At 46.2% G+C, this 19,178-nt stretch carries 3 protein-coding genes; all 3 read left to right on the top strand.

Annotation, left to right across the window (positions count from 1 at the left end):
• The first annotated feature begins 653 nt into the window (after positions 1–653).
• The 3 genes from fabD to HP399_RS19845 are packed head-to-tail and all read left to right on the top strand — an operon-like array spanning position 654 to position 19,142.
• Positions 654–1,874 (top strand): ACP S-malonyltransferase, encoded by a 1,221-nt coding sequence (gene fabD, locus HP399_RS19855; RefSeq protein ID WP_173620819.1) that lies wholly within the window; start codon positions 654–656, stop codon positions 1,872–1,874.
• Positions 1,849–14,481: a non-ribosomal peptide synthetase gene (locus HP399_RS19850; protein ID WP_173620818.1), complete on the top strand. Its 12,633-nt coding sequence runs from the start codon at positions 1,849–1,851 to the stop codon at positions 14,479–14,481. The genes fabD and HP399_RS19850 overlap by 26 nt, the downstream gene beginning before the upstream one ends.
• A 23-nt stretch (positions 14,482–14,504) precedes the next feature.
• Complete coding sequence (locus HP399_RS19845; protein ID WP_173620817.1) at positions 14,505–19,142, top strand: non-ribosomal peptide synthetase; 4,638 nt, start codon at positions 14,505–14,507, stop codon at positions 19,140–19,142.
• Positions 19,143–19,178 lie beyond the last annotated feature (36 nt).

Here is a 19,178-nt window from a genome sequence, read left to right as displayed (position 1 = left end):
ACTATCAAGCAGTTCAATTCGATAGGGATGGTGAAAAGACTTTCGCAACTTTATATTTTTACCACGACCATGAAGAGTGAGAAGCAATTTATTAAACATTCATTTTGCTTCGCAACGATCTGGACATTTGCTCCGATTGTTATCATGCAAGAACACTCTGGTAGCGCGCCAGTTGTCATATACAGGTAAGGCAACGTGAAGGCTAGCCACCTTGCCCTCTAATTATAGACGGAAATTCGATAAACAAATTCCGGTGGGGGCTAAACATGTCCATAATCTAGAATCGTGGAAAGGGGCGTACGAGAACAAAGGAAATCTTTGACATATTTTGTAGAATCAAGTAGGATATATCTGGAAAATGTCGAATTGGTTCAGGAACTAATTTATTGGGGAGACTTTGCCGTGTTTGATACTAGTCCATTTTTAAAAAATGTTAGATGTGTTGAAACACAGTAAAACCTATAAAATCAACAACGATCAGAATAATTTAGAACTATTTACTTGTCCTATTAATGCAAATCAATTTGACTATTCTCGCATGGTAGAAAGTTTAATTGAATCTGTCGCCTTTTTTTTATATCCAGAAAAACAAAGGAGAAATATCACGGTTCCCCAATGACTTTATCTCAAAAAGCCTAAAGATGGGGGTTGGCATGAGTGGCATTGCTTTGATTTTTCCAGGCCAAGGATCTCAATATGTAAGAATGGGAATGGCATGGAGTAGTGGATTTACAGAGGCGGATCGCTTATTTGAAGAGGCTGCTGATATTTTGGGGTATGATTTGAAAGCTTTATGCATGGAAGGTCCGATCTCCCAGCTATCCAAGACATTCTACACCCAGCCCTCCCTTCTGACGGTCAGCGTGATCGCGTTTCGTCGGTATATGCACGAGGTTGGAATCGCACCTCAATTTGCCGCAGGCCATAGTCTGGGTGAGTACTCGGCCCTGGTGAGCAGCGGTGTTCTATCCTTTGGAGATGCTTTAAGTTTGGTAAAAGAGCGTGGGCGCTTCATGGAAGAAGCTACTGAGGCCGGACTTGGTAGTATGATTGCTGTTCGTGGAGCTGATTTGAATATGGTCAGGGAGTTTTGCTATCAGTACTCCACAGTCGAGCAGCCAGCTACCATTGCCGGTTACAATTCGCTCATGCAGTACGTAGTCTCTGGTCATTATACTACCGTTACTGCGCTGGCTGACGAGTTAGAGAAACATGGGGCGCAGATTGCTCGCCTCCAGGTAAGTGGTCCATTTCACAGTCCGCTTATGCAGCAAGCGGCGGAGAGGTTGGCTACGGAGCTACACAAATATACCTTTCAAAAAGCACAGTGGCCGGTGATCTCGAATATCACGGCACAGCCTTATTCAGATACAGCCAGCATCCGTGAAGGATTAATTCTGCAAATGACTCACCCAGTTCAATGGACACAGACTATGCAGTATTTGACCGATCATGGAGTACATCAGGCGATAGAGTTAGGTCCGCGAACTTTGTTGAAAAATTTGGCAAAGGAAATGTTGAATGTGACTGGGGTACTTTCCTTGGACAACGACATGGATCGGGATGAAATGGCACGTCTTTTTTCTGTACGCCATTTGATTGTCAGATGCTTAGCGATGGCAGTGTCTACTCCGAATACCAACTGGAATGAGATGGAGTACCAAAAGGGCGTTATTTTTCAGGTTCGGAGGATGAAAGAATTACTGAAGAGTGCAGAATCTGCTAACCCTCCTTCTGCTTTTAAACAAAGACAAGAGGTACTTGAGTGTATGCGCTCGATACTCCAAACCAAGCGGGTAACCGAAGCAGAACAAATCATAATGCTAGAGCATTTGAGGAGGGCTCAAGATGGAGCAGTTTCAAACCTTAATTGAAATCATACAGGATCGAGCAAACCGGAAAATGAACGGTATCATTTTTATTTCCGGTGATAAGCAAGAAGAATATATATCCTACGGAGATCTTCTGGAGCAAGCATTAAAAGTGCTTTATCAATTACAGGAAAAGGGGGTACAAGCTGGTGATGAGCTGATCATGCAGATTGACGACAATCAAACTTTTCTGAATGTGTTTTGGGGTTGCCTGCTTGGAGGAATCATTCCCGTCCCTGTAAGTATTGGGAATAATGACGAGCATAAAATGAAGCTGTTTAAAATCTGGAATACACTCTCTCATCCTTACCTGATTGCTGATGACAAAGTCATAGAGCAACTGGAAAAATACTCAGAACAGAATGAGCTTGTTGACCCCTTCGAACTCGTTAAAAAAATGACCTTTTCAAGCCGGAAATTGGATTACTCTGGCAATAGTAAAGGGGCAATACACGCATCTAAACCTGAGGACTTGGCTTTTATCCAGTTTTCATCGGGCTCAACAGGAGATCCGAAAGGAGTCATGTTGACTCATGAAAATCTGGTTTCGAATATTCGGGACATAGCTAATCGAACAGAGATGAGCCATAAGGACGCGTTTCTGGGATGGATGCCTCTCACGCATGATCTGGGAATGATCGCATTTCATTTAACCAGTTTGATCGCTAATGCCAAGCAGTTGATTATGCCAACTGCACTTTTTATCAGACGCTCCTCTTTATGGCTTAAAAAAGTATCTGAGCACAAGGCGACACAGATTTGCTCTCCCAATTTTGGGTACAAATTTTTCCTCGATCAATATAAACCTGAAACAGCAGTTAACTGGGATTTATCAAGTGTAAGGTACATTTTAAATGGAGCTGAGCCGATTAGCGTAGATCTTTGTCATCTGTTTATGGACGCGATGGGCGTTCACGGTTTGAAAAAAGATGTCATGTTGCCTTCCTATGGCTTGGCGGAAGCCAGCGTAGGTGTTTCCATACCTCCGTTGAACGAGGATACCTTAGTCCCGATTCATTTGAATCGGCATCAGTTGCAAATCGGCGAGTCTATAGAAGAAGTAGATAAGTCGGACAAGCGGTGCCTTACTTTTGTTGATGTGGGTTACCCATTGGCCAGTACCTCAATCCGTTGCTGCGACGAACAAAATCGGGTGTTAGAAGATGAGGTGATCGGACACATTCAGATCAAGGGCAAGAATGTGTCTGTTGGATACTATAACAATCCAGAAGCTACGGCGAAGATCAAGACGGCTGATGGCTGGCTTATTACTGGTGATTTGGGTTTTATGAGAAAAGGTCGCCTGTTCATCACGGGAAGAGCCAAGGATATCATTTTTGTAAATGGACAGAACGTTTATCCGCACGATATCGAAAGGATTGCCGAGGAAGTCGATGGAGTTGACCTCGGAAAAGTGGCGGTGTGCGGTGTATATCATACAGAATCTAAGCAAGATCAAATTATCGCCTTTGTGATGCACACGAAAAAGATAAGTGATTTTGTCCCCATAGTCCAAAAGCTGAAAAGTCATTTGAACTATCGGGGAGGATGGAATGTCCAGGATGTGATTCCGATCCGACGTATCCCCAAAACGACTAGCGGTAAGGTTCAGCGCTTCAAATTGGCTGAAAGCTATGAACAAGGCGAATTTCAGGAGGTGCTGCAATCTCTTGCCGAGGCTACCCTTACGGCACTTGAATCTCAGAAACGAGCGTTGCCTTCAGATGATGTGGAAAAGAAGCTGATCAGGATTTGCCAGCACATTTTGAAAGTGCAGTCAATCGATACGGAGGATAGCTATTTTGACATCGGAGTTACTTCCATGCAGCTCGTTCAAATCGTGGAGCAACTGGAGAGTCAATTCGGTATTCGTATGGAGGTAGCGGACTTCTTTTCCTATCCTACTATTGCCAAGCTGGCTGCTTATATTTCCAGCCATGGGATTAGCAGTGTGGAGGCACAGCGAGAGGGCCAGACAGAAGCTAGTAATCGTGATATTGCCATCATCGGCATGTCCGGTAGGTTTCCCCAAGCGGATACACTGGAGCTGTTTTGGGAAAATGTGGCGTCCGGCGCAGACAATATTGGTTTATACAACGAACGAAGAAGAAAAGATGCCGAGGCCTTCATCTCCCGTATTAATACGGAAGGCAGAAATCCGCAGTTTGCCGAGGGTGGCTATCTGGATGAAGTGGATAAGTTTGACTATTCCTTTTTCAAGTTGACCCCGCGGGAAGCCTCTTTGATGGACCCGAATCAACGCTTATTTTTACAAACAGCCTGGAGCACGATTGAGGATGCGGGATATGGCGGCAAACAACTCGCAGGTAAAAAGGTTGGTGTATACGTCGGGTTCTCCAAAACAAGCTTTGAGTACGAACGCTTGTTATCAGAGGTTGAACCAAGAGCACTCCCAAACTTTGCTGTCGGAAATTTGCCATCCATTATTTCAAGCCGAATTGCGTATCTGCTTGATTTGAAGGGACCAGCCATAACGGTTGATACGGCTTGCTCCTCCTCACTCGTGGCAGTGCATCTGGCCTGCAAGTCCATTCTGAACGGAGACTGCGACATGGCTTTGGCAGGTGGGGTGAAGACGGTATTATTGCCTCTAAAAACGGGGATCGGTATGGAGTCATCCAACGACCGGGCATACGCCTTCGATGAAAACTCCGACGGAACTGGATGGGGAGAAGGGGTTGGAGCAGTTTTCCTCAAACCGCTGCATAAAGCGGAACAGGACGGTGACAACATTCTCGCTGTGATCAAAGGGAGCGCAATCAATCAGGACGGGAGTACAATTGGCATTTGCGCCCCAAACGCTCTGGCACAGGCCGAAGTAATCTCGCAGGCATGGCGTGATGCGGGGATTGATCCCGAAACGGTGAGCTATATTGAAGCGCATGGAACCGGAACTAAGCTCGGAGATCCGGTTGAAATCGACGGTATTACCAAGGCTTTTCGTAAGTACACACAGCGGAAGCAGTTTGTCGCAATCAGCACGGTCAAAACGAATATCGGTCATTTATACGAAGCCGCTGGTATTGCGGGTCTGATCAAGTCTGTGTTGTCCATAAAGCACAAACAGATTGCGCCTCTTGTTCATTTCCAAACCCCAAATCAAAGGATCCGCTTTGATGAATCTCCAGTATATGTAAATACGGCACTGAGGGAATGGAAGACAGATGGGAGTCCAAGAAGATGCGGGATCAGCTCGTTCGGATTTAGTGGAACTAATTGCCATGTGATACTGGAGGAATACATAGCCAAGGATGAAGCTGAGAAGGACCTTACGAAAATCAGCGAATCAGCACCGCTCCTGCTAACTATGTCTGCGAGAAGTGAGCCAGCTTTACGCGAGCTGGTCGGGCGGTACGCAGAACGGCTCGGGCGTTCGGACGAACTCCAGATGCACGATTTTTGCTATACAGCTAACACGGGGCGAGATCATCTGACACATCGTATTGCGGTGACGGCTGCTGGAGCAGAGGAGCTTAAAGCAAAAGTGCTTCAGTTACATAAACAAGGTAGAGCAGTAAAAGGCGTACATGTAGGGCAAGCGGATAACAGAAATAGAACGGAGACGGTAGTTGGGGTACTGGACACGTTGGAATCACTGGACCAACTAGCAGCGAAGTACGTGCAAGGAGCTCAAGTGGACTGGAAAGCGTTGTACGCAGGTAACCGCTACAAAAAAGTTTCACTTCCTACGTATCCGTTTGAACGGAAAAGATGTTGGATCGATGTGCCTGAGCAGAATCGATTTGAGCAAACTTTACCAATGACTGAAAACCTAACGGGAAAGGAGTCTATATTTATGGTGAACGAGTTTTCCTCGGCGGAGTCGATTACGGATCAGCACAAATCTACCATCAATCAAAAGTTAGCGAAAATGTTCGGAAATGTAACTCAACATAACATGAATGAAATAAATCCACAAACACATTTTCTTGAAATGGGGCTTGACTCCATCAATCTGTCCCAAGTACGCCACAGCATCAAGGATACATTTGGACTCGATGTCCCAATGAATGAATTTTTTGAGTCCCTGACAACACTAGAGCTGTTGACCAGCTATGTAGCCGAGCGTGTAACCAATACCACTTCCGCATCCTCTGCCTTGAATCATAGTCCTAGCATTTCGGTAGCCGTTCCGACTAAGGCGCCAGATATGGTAGGGCAGGCGCGGTTTCAAAAAGTTCAGAGTATTGCGGATTCTGTGGTTGTGGAACGCATATTGGAGCAGCAGCTTCAACTCATGTCACAGCAGCTTGATGTCTTACGATACAGTTCATCTGCTCCTGAGACAGCTTCCGAACCGTTTCGTCTGGTGGAAACAGACGTATCGCCTTCATTATCTGAGGCAAGCGTCAGGAACATTCATATCACAACCGAGCAGGAGGTCGCGGCTGCACGACATGCTGTTCAGAAGCCGATCAGCGCCGAAGTCAAGGCGTTTACACCATACAAGAAGCTGGATGTCAAAGCGCGTGAAATCCTGTCCTCCCGCCAGGAGAAGCATTTGCAAGAACTGATCGAACGCTATACCGCTCGTACGCGGAGTACAAAGCAGTACACCCAGCGTTATCGGTCCGTGTATGCCAATAATCGAAATGTGGCTGGCTTTAGGCCTGTATTAAAGGAAATAGTGTATCAAATTGTATCGCAGCGAGCAGACGGGTCCAAGATTTGGGATTTGGACGGTAATGAGTATGTTGATTTGACAATGGGATTTGGTGTCAATCTTTTCGGGCACAACCCATCCTATATTCGTGAAAAAATTGAGGAAGAGTTGAAGAACGGTATGTGCGTCGGGCCAATGTCCAATATGGCCGGACAAGTCGCCGAAAAAATTCACAAGATGACTGGTGTGGAACGGGTTGCTTTGTATAATTCCGGCACTGAGGCCGTCATGGTTGCGCTCCGTTTGGCACGAGCTGCCACAGGACGATCCAAAGTCGTTATTTTTGCCGGTTCCTATCACGGCACCTTTGACGGGATACTGGCAATGGGCAGTGCAGGGGATAACAAGGAGCAATCGACTCCTCTCGCCCCCGGTATATTACAAAACATGGTGGATGATATCATCGTGCTCAACTATGGAACGGACGAGGCGTTGAATTACATCCGTTCACATGCACATGACATTGCCGCTGTTCTGGTGGAGCCTGTTCAAAGTCGCCGTCCAGATTTTCAGCCTAAAGGATTTTTACAGGAAATTCGTCAGATTACAGAGCAATCGGCTACAGCTTTCATTTTTGATGAGGTAATTACTGGATTCCGGATTCAACCGGGAGGAGCTCAAGCGTGGTTTGGCATTCAAGCCGACCTCGTGACATACGGCAAAGTGATTGGTGGGGGACTTCCCATTGGCATTGTAGCTGGTAAAACCTCATTTATGAATGGTATCGATGGAGGAACATGGAGCTTCGGTGATAATTCTTATCCGCAGGATGAGCATCGACGGACCTTTGTAGCGGGTACATTCTGCCATCATCCGCTTGCTATGGCGGCATCTCTTGCTGTACTCGATCATTTGGAGAAAAGTGGCGAGCAACTTCAAAACCGACTGAATAGCCGAACTTCAGCACTCGCAGCAGAGTTGAATAACTATTTTGATGATGAACAAGTCCCTATGAAGGTCGTTCACTTTGGCTCACTGTTCCGTTTCGTGCTTAAGGGCGATCTAGAGCTTTTCTTCTATCACATGCTGGAAAAAGGCATTTATATATGGGAGGGGCGGAATTGCTTCTTATCCACCGCCCATACCGAAGAAGATATCGCACGGATTGTACAAGCAGTCAAAGACAGCGTAAACGAGCTGCGCAAAGGAGGATTTTTACCGGAACCGCCTCCTCGTGGAAAAGGTCCGGGCAATCCTCCTTTGTCTACAGGCGAACGCCAAGAAGCCCAAGCAACGAATCTTCAAGAAAGGATTATTGCGCTCACCCCAGATCAAAAGCAACTTTGGTTCGCTTCCGTCTCAGAACGAAATGAATCGCAATCTTTACATGAAACCGCCTTACTGCGGTTTCATGGACCTCTTCAATCGGAAGCCTTCGAACAAGCGGTTAACACAATTGTCAGACGGCACGAAGCCTTGCGTACCTTCATGAGCGGTGATGGAGAAACACAAGTGATCGCACCTGTGATGACCATTGGCGTTCCGTTGCATGATTTCACTGGTTATTGTGCCGATGAGCAGGGGGAGCACATTCATGCCTGGATGGTCAAGGATAGAGAGACCCCATTCCTGATGACCCCAGGCCAGCCGTTATTTCGCATCGATTTGCTAAAAATATCGGATAATGAACACATCGGTGTCTTTACATTCCATCACTTTATTGCAGACGGTTGGTCAATCGGAGTATTCATTCAGGAGCTAGAACAAATCTATTCCGCTCGAATTCGAAAGGATGCCTACACTCTTCCCACTCCAGTTCCTTTTCGAGATTACGCAGTCTGGCAAAAGGATCAGCTGAATACAGGAGGAGAGAGCGCCGTTGCATTTTGGTTGGCTGTGCTAAAGAAGCAAGCGCTCGTTCTCGATCTGCCGTCCCCGTTACGCGGAATACAAATCCCGTCTTCCAGAGGAAGTAGGCATACCGTAATTCTTGAAGCATCACTAGTCAAACAATTGAAATCCGTCAGCATGAGGCTCGGTAACAGTTTGTTCGTAACAATGCTTACTGCATTTCAGCTTTTCCTGCATCGATTGACAGGTCAGAAGGAAGTGACAGTGAGTATTCCAACGGCAGGTCAGTCCCATATGAACGCCTTCTCCCTAATTGGCAACTGCGTCAATTTGCTTCCAGTCATCAGCGAAGTGCATGCTGATGTTACTTTTGCGGAATATGTCCAGACAGTAAAAAGACGTATGAACGAGTGGGAACTCTATCAGAAATACAGCTTTGCTGGACTCGCTCAGCTTGGATTAAAGCATTTACCCGTAATTAATGTTGTTTTCAACATGGATCGGCCAATTCCACGCTTTCAGTTTCATCAACTGGAAACAGAACTGTTGGAGAACGAGGTATCTTTCAGCAAATATGAGCTGTTTTTGAATGTCACGGAAACACAGAAGCAATTGCGTCTTGATTTTGACTATAATACGGATCTGTTTCAGCAAAATGTCATTGAAGCATGGTCAGGATATTTCCTGAACCTGCTACATGTAATTGTACAAAATGAGGAGATTCGCGTTTCCGCGTTGTCCTTACTTACTGCATCGGAAAACGAACAACTCCGATCTGTCTGGTATGCGATTGCGGATACCAATGGCAACTATCCGTGCGTACTCGATGCATATAAGCAGCCGTCTCCGGTTGGAACAGTCGGGGAGGTACATCAAGCCTCGGTATCTGGAGGTCTTTTAGGAACAACAGGGGAATGGGCTTACGTGGAAGAGGGAGGCAGACTCCTCCATATCGGAGGGGTGAAGCGAACCATCCGTCTACGCGGGCATCAGGTGAATCTCGAACAGTTAGAAAAACACTTGATTCAAACATTTCATTTAGAAGATTGCGTTATTAAGCCGCAGATGGGCGAAGGCGGGGAAGCTTCATCACATATAACGGCCTACTTTGTCGCGGATGCATCGAAGCCGTGGAATGAAGCCGAACTAAAACAGGCAGTAAGTGAAATACTTCCGGATTATACACAGCCTCGTTCTTGGATTCAAATGGATAGCATTCCTCTCTTGTCAGATGGACTACCGGATATAGGGGCTCTTCCGGAGCCGGTTAATGCAAGTGTTTTTGCAGCTCAAGTCGGTACTCGCGTCTATGGTGTGGAGGACAAGCTGAAGACTATTTGGAAGGAAGTTTTAGATGTAACAGATGTCACTCTTCACGACAACTTTTTTACATTAGGTGGTGATTCATTAAAAGCGACCGTTATCCTGTCCAGAGTGAACAAGGAGTTTGGTGTACATATTCCGCTCAGCCGCATTTTTGATCTGCAAACGATTGCCGAGCTCGCTACTTTTATTGTGGGAGGAACTAAGCGGGCGTATGAAGCGATTCTGCCAGTGAAACCTCAATCTTTCTATCCTGTGTCTTCTTCACAAAAAAGAATGTATGTCCTTGATCAGTTGGGAGGCGGAACGGCGTACCATGTATCTGGCCAGCTTCTCATTGAAGGGGATCTACAGGTTTCAAGATTTATCGAGGCTGTAAAAGAAGTGTTATTGCGGCATGAATCCTTCAGAACGTATTTTGAGTTAGAAGACGGAGAAGTTGTGCAAAGAATACATGACACTCTTCGATTTGACATCCCGTTCACTCGTATTTCCAATGAAGAAACAGATCAGGCACGAAAATTGTTCGTCCAGCCTTTTCACCTGTATACAGCACCGTTATTCCGCGCCGAGCTGTTTGAATTAATCGAGAGCGGCTTCATGTTGCTTATAGATATGCATCACATCATCGCCGACGGTTTTTCTATGGCCGTGCTGCTGGATGAGATTATTCAGCGGTATCAGGGTAGACAGTTGGCAAAAATCGAACTTCATTACAAGGACTTTGTCATTTGGCAGAAACAGCAGTCTACCCAAAATGTATTGGAAGCACATGAATCGTATTGGCTTCAATTACTAGAAGGTGAGCTTCCCGCATTGAACATGCCTGCTGATTTTCCACGTCCGCAAACGCGAAGCTTTGAAGGGAACAGTTTATCCGTCACGCTTGATCATAAAGTTGCCAGTGCGTTATACAAACAGGCTAAAGATACCGAATCGACGATCTTTATGGTACTTTTGGCAGCTTATAATGTTCTGCTGAGTAAATATTCCGGTCAGGAGGATATTATTGTTGGCTCTCCTGTTGCCGGAAGATGGCATGCCGATACGGTAGAGATGATCGGCATGTTTGTTAATACGGTGGTCTTCCGCAATCAGCCGAAATCAGCCCATACGTTCCATTCCTTTTTACAAGAAGTCAAGAAAAACTCGCTGCTTGCCCTGGATCATCAGGAATATCCATTTGACGAGCTAGTAGACAAATTGGGATTGGTACGCGATTTAAGCAGAAATCCTGTTTTTGACACGATGTTTAGTTTGCAAAATGTTGGAACGGACGTTTTGGAAGTCGGGGGGCTTCGTATTAAACCGGAAGAATTCAACCCCGGTATCTCAAAGGTTGATTTTTCATTGCATGTGACAGAGGAAAAAAACCGCTTGTCCTTCACTTGGGAATACTGCACAAGGCTGTTTAAGCCTGAGACGATCAATCAGCTCTCGAGGCATTTTATCCGAATTCTGGAGATTGTTACGCAGGATTCTGGGAAACGACTCGCTGACATTCACTTGGTATCCGATGCAGATGAGCATTTATTGTTATCAGGCTTCAACGATACGAATGTTCCTTTGCCACATGATGAGACTCTCTACGGACTTTTTGAGAAACAGGTTGCCAAGACCCCAGAAAGCATAGCAGTAATGTTCGAAGATAAACGTTTGACCTATCAGGAGCTAAATGAGCGAGCGAACCGTCTGGCGCGAACGCTGCGTGAGGAAGGAGTCGGACCAGATCAGCCAATAGGCATCCTTGTGCAACGATCGCTGGAGATGATGGTCGGTATCTATGCAATTCTCAAAGCAGGCGGAGCGTACGTGCCGATTGACCCTGATTATCCGAGCGACCGCATCCGCTTCATGCTGGAGGATTCGGGAGCAAAGCTGGTGCTGACACAGTCACGTTTTGCAGAACAGGCGAGTCTGAGCTTTGACGGGAAACTGCTGGTGCTAGATGAGGAAGAGAAAGGTGTTTTCCATGAAGATTCCTCAAACCTAGAACCGTTGTCTGGCCCCAACCATGTAGCTTACGTGATCTATACATCTGGTTCCACTGGCAAACCGAAGGGGGTTATGGTGGAACATCATTCTGTGATTAACAGGATTTTGTGGATGCATGATCGATACGGTCTGAGCAATGAAGATACGATTTTGCAGAAAACAGCCTTCACGTTTGATGTTTCGGTGTGGGAATTGTTTTGGTGGTCGATGGTTGGTTCTAAGTTGAGTTTGCTGTCAGTCGGAGGGGAAAAAGATCCCGAGCAGATCGTGGAGACAATTGCTCGTGATGGGGTAAGCACGATGCATTTTGTACCCGCAATGCTACACGCCTTCTTGGAATATCTGGAGCATCAGTCGTTCGAGGAAGTACAAGCGAGGCTAGGAACCCTGAAACATGTGTTTGCCAGCGGTGAAGCCCTGCAGCCACAGCATGTGGTACGGTTCCAGAAGCTTATGTCTGGGATTAGAGAAACAAAGCTAATTAACCTGTATGGTCCGACAGAAGCGACGGTGGACGTATCGTATTTCGATTGCGAGCCGATGAAAGATTATTCGGTTATTCCCATTGGGAAACCGATTCAGAACATCCGATTGTATATCGTGAAAGAAGCTACGGACCAGTTACAGCCAATAGGCGTAGCAGGCGAGTTATGCATCAGTGGTGTAGGTGTGGCACGCGGTTATCTGAACTGCCCGGAGCTGACAGATGAGAAATTCGTGGCAAATCCGTTTGCTGGAAAAGAGGCAGGCTTTGAACGGATGTACCGAACGGGAGATTTGGCTAGATGGATGTGGGATGGCAACATTGAGTATCTTGGTCGGATTGACCATCAGGTGAAAATCCGTGGATTCCGGATTGAACTAGGTGAAGTCGAAGCACAACTACTAGAGGTAGACGGGATTCAGGAAGCCGTCGTTATCGCACGGGAAAGCGAAGGCGGTTCTAAATACCTGTGCGCATATTTTGTGGCATCTGAGACGATAGGACTGTCAGAACTGCGAAACGCACTGCAGCCGAAGTTACCTGAATACATGATCCCGGCATATTTGGTGCAAATGGATCGATTACCGCTATCACCAAACGGAAAAATAGACCGCAAAGTACTGCCTGAGCCTGATGAACGATTTGTTGCCGATGTTGCCTATGCTCCGCCACAAAATGATGTTGAGAAAGCTTTGGCAGCCGTGTGGCAAGATGTGTTGGGTCGTGATCAGGTGGGAATTCATGATAACTTTTTCCAATTGGGAGGTGACTCCATTAAAGCAGTTCAGGTCATAGCCCGATTGCGCCTTCATGGGTATTCACTGGATATTCGTCGTTTGCTGGAGCATCCGTCCATTGAAAATTTGAGCGGTTATGTAGATACGCTATTCCGCCATATCGAACAAGGACCAGTCGATGGAGAGGTGCCGTTGACACCGATACAACGTAACTTGATCGAGCGTACGATATCCGTAGAACAGCCAGTAGCAACCTCAGTGATATTGTTAGCTAAGTCAGGCTTTGACGAGCAGTTATTACGGATCGTTTTGAAAAAAATCGTGGAGCATCATGATGCCCTGCGTCTTGGACTATCGCAGGTCGACGGTGAGATTATGCAGGCTCATAAAGGGGTAAACGAGGAGCTCTTCACTCTAGATGTTTGGACGATTGCAGGAGGGGAAATTGAGGCTCGGAGCCGATTAGAAGCTGAGCGGGCGCGTTTACAAAGAAGCATTAAGCTGTTCGAAGGGCCTCGGGTACGTGCAGGTCTTTTCCATCTGGACAGCGGGGATCATCTTCTGCTGGTCGTGGATCCCAATGTGGCTGACACATTATCGTGGAATATTCTGTTGGAAGACTTAGCAACAGGCTACGGTCAAGCCCTGAACAAAGAAACGATTCTGTTACCAAATAAAACGATCGCTTACCAGACCTGGGCTCGATACCTTGAAGAGTACGCGAACAGCAAAGAGCTGATCAAAGAACAAGAGTATTGGAAGAAAGTTGAGTTATCCGATTGGGGAACATTACCAAATGTCAAGAGGTCGATTGCGAACCATGGGGTGCTGCGTGAGATGAATCAGCTTTATCTGCAATTGCCATCAGAAGAAACCCAGTATCTGTTGTCTCAGGTTAACGATGCCTATAATACGGTACCCGATGAAGTACTACTAACCGTGCTGGGTCAGACGGTAGCAGAATGGTCTGGGCAGGGGCGGATTGCGGTTCAGGTAGAGAACCATCTAAGAGAATTTACCAAAAAGGAGCCATTGGATATCTCCAGAACGGTGGGTCAGTTTACAACCGTATATCCGATCGTACTGAATGTAGCGTCTACGGGTGATATTTCACAATTGCTCAAGCGTGTGAAAGAAACGGTTCGGCAGGTGCCAAATAGGGGCTTGGGATACGGTGTAATGAGGTATCTGACCACATCAGACGGGCTGCCAGATGTAACTTTATCCCGCAGTCCTGAAATAGGTTTCCGTTATATAAACCCTCAACAAGCTGATTCCCTTTATTTTTCCACATCTTCGCTAGAAGGCGAACTCGCATCAGGTACACAGAGTACCATCAATGAGTCACCTTATGCTCTGTACATGGACAGCAGCGTAAAAGACGGAAACCTGATTATACGTTTGGTTTATGACCGAAATGCTTATGAAGAGCAAACGATCAAACTGCTCCTCTCTCGCTTTGAAACCCATTTGTTGTATGCCATCCGTCATTGTCTGGAACAATCCGGGCCGAAACTGACACCGTCAGATGTGGGTGCTGATGATCTGGATCTGGATGAGTTCGAAGACATGAAGCAATTTTATGAGAGCTTATAATTATTCGCATGAGGGGAGATACAATGAGTAAAAGTCTTGAAATCGAAAAAGTGGCTAATTTGACTCCTTTGCAGGAAGGGATGCTCTTTCATACGATGCTGGAGCCAGAATCCCAGGCATACTATGAGCAAGTGCGGCTTTCAATCCGGGGAGAACTGGATGTGGATGCTCTACAAAAAAGCTTTCAGACATTAATACAGCGTCATGAAACGCTTCGCATGAATATTTATCATAAAAGTGCTTCCCGCGCGCGACTTATTGTCTTTAAAGAGCGGGGCTCAGGAATTCGTTACGAGAATCTGATGGGGCTCAGTGAATCGAAGCAAGCCGAGGCGATCCACAAGTATATAGAGGCGGACCGGAATAACGTTTACGACCTAAGCAAGGATATGCTTGTCCGTCTTAGTGTGCTTCAAACCCAAACGAGCGCCTATACCCTACTTTTGAGTTTCCATCATATTATTATGGACGGTTGGTGCTTGGGAATCGTAATGGACGAATTGTTCTCTGCTTACGAAGCGCTGAAAGCAGGTAAGCCTGTGCAACTGCCTGTTCCACAACCGTACACTGGGTATGCTAAATGGCTAGAAAAACAGGATAAAGAAGCGGCGAGGGCATATTGGCGATCCGTACTGGAAGGATATGAGCAACCAGTAGGAATGCAAATGCTACAACTAGCCACTGCAGATCATTTAGAAAGCGGCTACCTGTTACGCGAGAAGAAAACAACGATTGCGGAAGATACAACCCGTCAATTGCGCGCGATAGCCGAACATAACGGAGCCACGCTTAGTAGCCTATTTCTCACAGCATGGGGCATTGTACTGGGGCGATACAATCAGAGTGAGGACGTGGTTTTTGGAACGGTTGTATCCGGACGCCCGCCTGAACTTGATGGTGTGGAACGGATTATTGGCCTGTTCATTAATACAATACCAGTGCGGATTACTTACAATTCCGAACAGGCATTCTCTGACCTGCTGCGTACAGTTCAGAGGAATTCGGTTCGATCACGAGAATACGATTACTGCTCACTTGCTGAAGTCCAGTCGCAATCAGCGCTCAAGCAGCAATTGCTAAACCATATCATTGTATTTGAAAACTATCCACTGGAGAACATAGTCGGCCGCCCTGATTTGGAGGAAAGGTTCGGATTCATGATTGAGGACGCCCAGTTGGCTGAAGAAATACCTTACCATTTCAATATTGAGGTGGAAGATGGCAAGGCGATGAGCTTCATCCTTTCCTACAATGGAAATGTCTATAGTGACGAAGCGATAAAGCGATTAGCAGGACATATAGAGAATGTACTCATGCAGATTGTATGCGCACCTGAGATTGCATTACGTGACATTCAATTGATGACAAATGAAGAAGAAGCAGAGCTAACAAGTAGATGGAGTGGACCTGTAGCAGAATTCCCTGACTCTACATTTCATGGGTTATTTGAGGCGCAGGTGGATCTGATGCCAGAAAAAGTAGCTGTCATCTATGAAGAAAACAAACGAACGTACCAGCAGTTAAACGAAGAGGCGAATTGGCTGGCTCAGGCGTTGCAGAACAGTGGGGCTAAACGGGAAAGTCTCGTCGCTGTTATGATCGATCGATCAGTAGAAATGGTTGTGGCAGTATTGGGGATCATGAAAGCAGGCGCTGCATACGTGCCTATTGATCCGAGTTATCCCAAGGAACGGATTGCGTACATGCTTCGTGACAGTGGGGCCTCTATCGTACTCACGCAAGCTTCCTTGACTGGATTACTGGATGACACAGATTTTACGGGAAAAGTGATCGATCTTCCTGCATTCCTGCTCCAACATAAAGATAGTGAAAAAAATCAACAGCCTCTTTATACATCTGTTTATGAGCCCGAGACTCTTGCTTACGTCATCTATACATCAGGAACGACGGGTAATGCCAAGGGCGTCATGGTCGAGCATCGGCACTATGTAAATACTGCGCTAGGCTACAAGTATTCCCAAGGGTTTAGTGAATTTCCAGTCAAGCTCCTGCAGATTGCCAGTATGTCGTTTGACGTATTTGCTTGCGATATGGCTAAGACATTTATCAATGGAGGCACGATGGTGATCTGCCCAGAGAATGTGCGCAACGATCCTGCCGCTTTGGCCAAATTACTCGAAAAGCATGAAATTACTACTTTTGAAGTTCCACCAGTGTTACTGACTTTACTCATGGATTATGTGTATGAGCATGGTACGAATGTAAGTAACATGAAGTTGCTGACTACGGGTGCAGACAGCTTCGGTGTAGAAGATTATCGGAGACTTTTAAACCGTTTTGGCGATAGGATTCGTATTGTAAACACGTACGGAGTTACTGAAACAGCGATCGAATCCAGTTTTTATGAAGGAACAGTGGAACGTCTTCCTTCATCGGGTATTGTGTCTATTGGCAAGGCGCTGCCGAACCATAAATTATATATCGTTGATGACGCCTTGCGACCAGTTCCTATTGGTGTAGCGGGAGAACTGTGCCTGGGCGGTGCTTCTGTGGCTCGCGGTTATCTCAACCGACCAGAGTTGACAGCGGAAAAGTTTCTGTCCAATCCATTTTCGGATGGAGGGCGCTTGTACCGCACTGGTGATCTCGCCCGCTGGTTGCCGGACGGAAACATTGATTTCATCGGACGTGTTGATTATCAAGTGAAAATTCGCGGTTATCGAATCGAGCCGGGTGAAATTGAGTCAGTACTGCTTAGGCAAGAGGAGGTACAACAAGCGGTTGTTACCGACAAAGTGGACAAGACTGGACAAAAGTATTTGTGTGCCTATGTCACAGGTACAGCCGATAAAGCTCTTTTGCGAAAAGAGCTTGCTAGACAGCTTCCTGCCTATATGGTACCTGCGCATATTATCGTGCTAGAGCAAATACCACTGACTCATAATGGAAAAGTAGATCGGCGAGCGTTACCAGAACCGAATAATTTTGTGCTGAGCGATATCGAGTATGAAGCACCACAACAAGAGCTGGAAAAGTTACTTGTCTCTATCTGGGAGGAAGTGATCGGGGTTAAACCGATTGGCATTCGTAATAACTTCCTTGAGCTAGGCGGAGACTCTATTAAAGCGTTGCAAATTGCGATCAGACTAAGTGCGAAGGGTCTTAAAATGGAATTGAAGGATTTGTTCCGTTTTCCGCAGATTGATCTGATTATTCCCTATATTAAAGAAGTAACTCGGGTCATTCCACAGGGCGTGGTTCAAGGAACGTTTACACTTACCCCCATTCAAATAGACTTTTTTGAAAATCATCGAATTGACTGCCATCATTTCAATCATGCTGTCATGCTACAGAACACGCCGAGATGGAACGAAGCATGGCTGAAAAGCGCTATGGACAAGCTGACAAAGCACCATGATGCGTTGCGCATAACCTTTGATGACAGCGACGAAGGGCGTTTCGCATATAACAGAGGAACTACCGAAGGGGAGCATTTCACACTGGAAAGCTACGATTTATTAAAGTCTGGCGACCCAGAGGCAGAGATCCGTGAGATTGCCGAGAGGTTACAATGCAGCTTCGATTTACGTAATGGGCCACTGGTGCGTCTAGCCTTGTTTAGATGCCCAGAAGCCGATCACTTGTTGATAGTTATTCACCACCTCGTAGTAGACGGTGTGTCATGGAGAATCCTGCTGGAGGACATAGAAACAGCCTATCGTCAGGCGGCTAACGGTGAGGAACTACTGTTGCCCGTAAAGACAGATTCGTATAAGGAATGGGCTACACGTCTGTCAACGTATGCGAAAAGCGAACAGGCACGACAAGAAATTAGCTACTGGAATGCCGTGGAATCCCGTCAAGTTCGACAGCTACCAAGAGATAATGACATTTCGATTAAGCTGATCGGCGATGTTCGGAAGGCGGAAGTGATACTCAGTCAGGAAGAAACAGAAAACCTGCTGAAGCATGTGCATCATGCCTATAACACGGAGATTAACGATCTTTTACTAACTGCCCTTGGACTAGCTTTCCGGGAATGGAGCGGACATTCCGAAATACCGATCCTTTTGGAAGGCCATGGCAGGGAGGAATTGATGAAAGATATTGATATATCGCGTACAGTCGGCTGGTTTACCTCTGTGTATCCGTTTGTTATTGAGATAAACAAGCCAGAGGATTTAGGCTACCAAATCAAATCGGTGAAGGATAAGCTGCGGCGGCTACCCAACAAGGGTGTCGGATATGGTATTTTACGATATCTGACTAGCAAGGACCAAACGGATGCAGTATCTCTTGTGACGGCACCATCTCCTGAGATCAGCTTTAACTATTTTGGACAATTTGATGGAGCGAAAGGGAAGGATACGCAATGGCATACCTCGACGTTATCTGCATCTGCTGGTAATGAAACGAGTCCAAGGGCCGAAAAAACACTTACGTTCGACATAAACGGCATGATCAGCAATGGAAAATTGTGCCTTGCATTTGAATATAACGAACGCGAATATGAAGCGTCGACAGTGGAGCGGTTAACTACGAGCTATAAGAAGCATCTAGTTGAGATTATTCGCCACTGCTATACAAAGGATACGACAGAACAGAGTCCAACGGATTTTACCTATAGACAATTATCCATCGAACAATTTGAAAATTTATCAAGTAAATTGGCGGGGAAGCTGCTGAACAATTTGAAATAAGGATTGAGATTAAGCAATCTTATTAATTGACATAGG

Origin of the sequence: Brevibacillus sp. DP1.3A (assembly GCF_013284245.2) — a bacterium.
GTDB lineage: Bacteria > Bacillota > Bacilli > Brevibacillales > Brevibacillaceae > Brevibacillus.
This window is presented reverse-complemented; position numbering and strand designations above follow the sequence as displayed.

Coding starts and splice junctions, on each gene's coding strand:
- fabD (WP_173620819.1), top strand. CDS start 654: ATGAGTGGCATTGCTTTGATTTTTCCAGGCCAAGGATCTCAATATGTA.
- HP399_RS19850 (WP_173620818.1), top strand. CDS start 1,849: ATGGAGCAGTTTCAAACCTTAATTGAAATCATACAGGATCGAGCAAAC.
- HP399_RS19845 (WP_173620817.1), top strand. CDS start 14,505: ATGAGTAAAAGTCTTGAAATCGAAAAAGTGGCTAATTTGACTCCTTTG.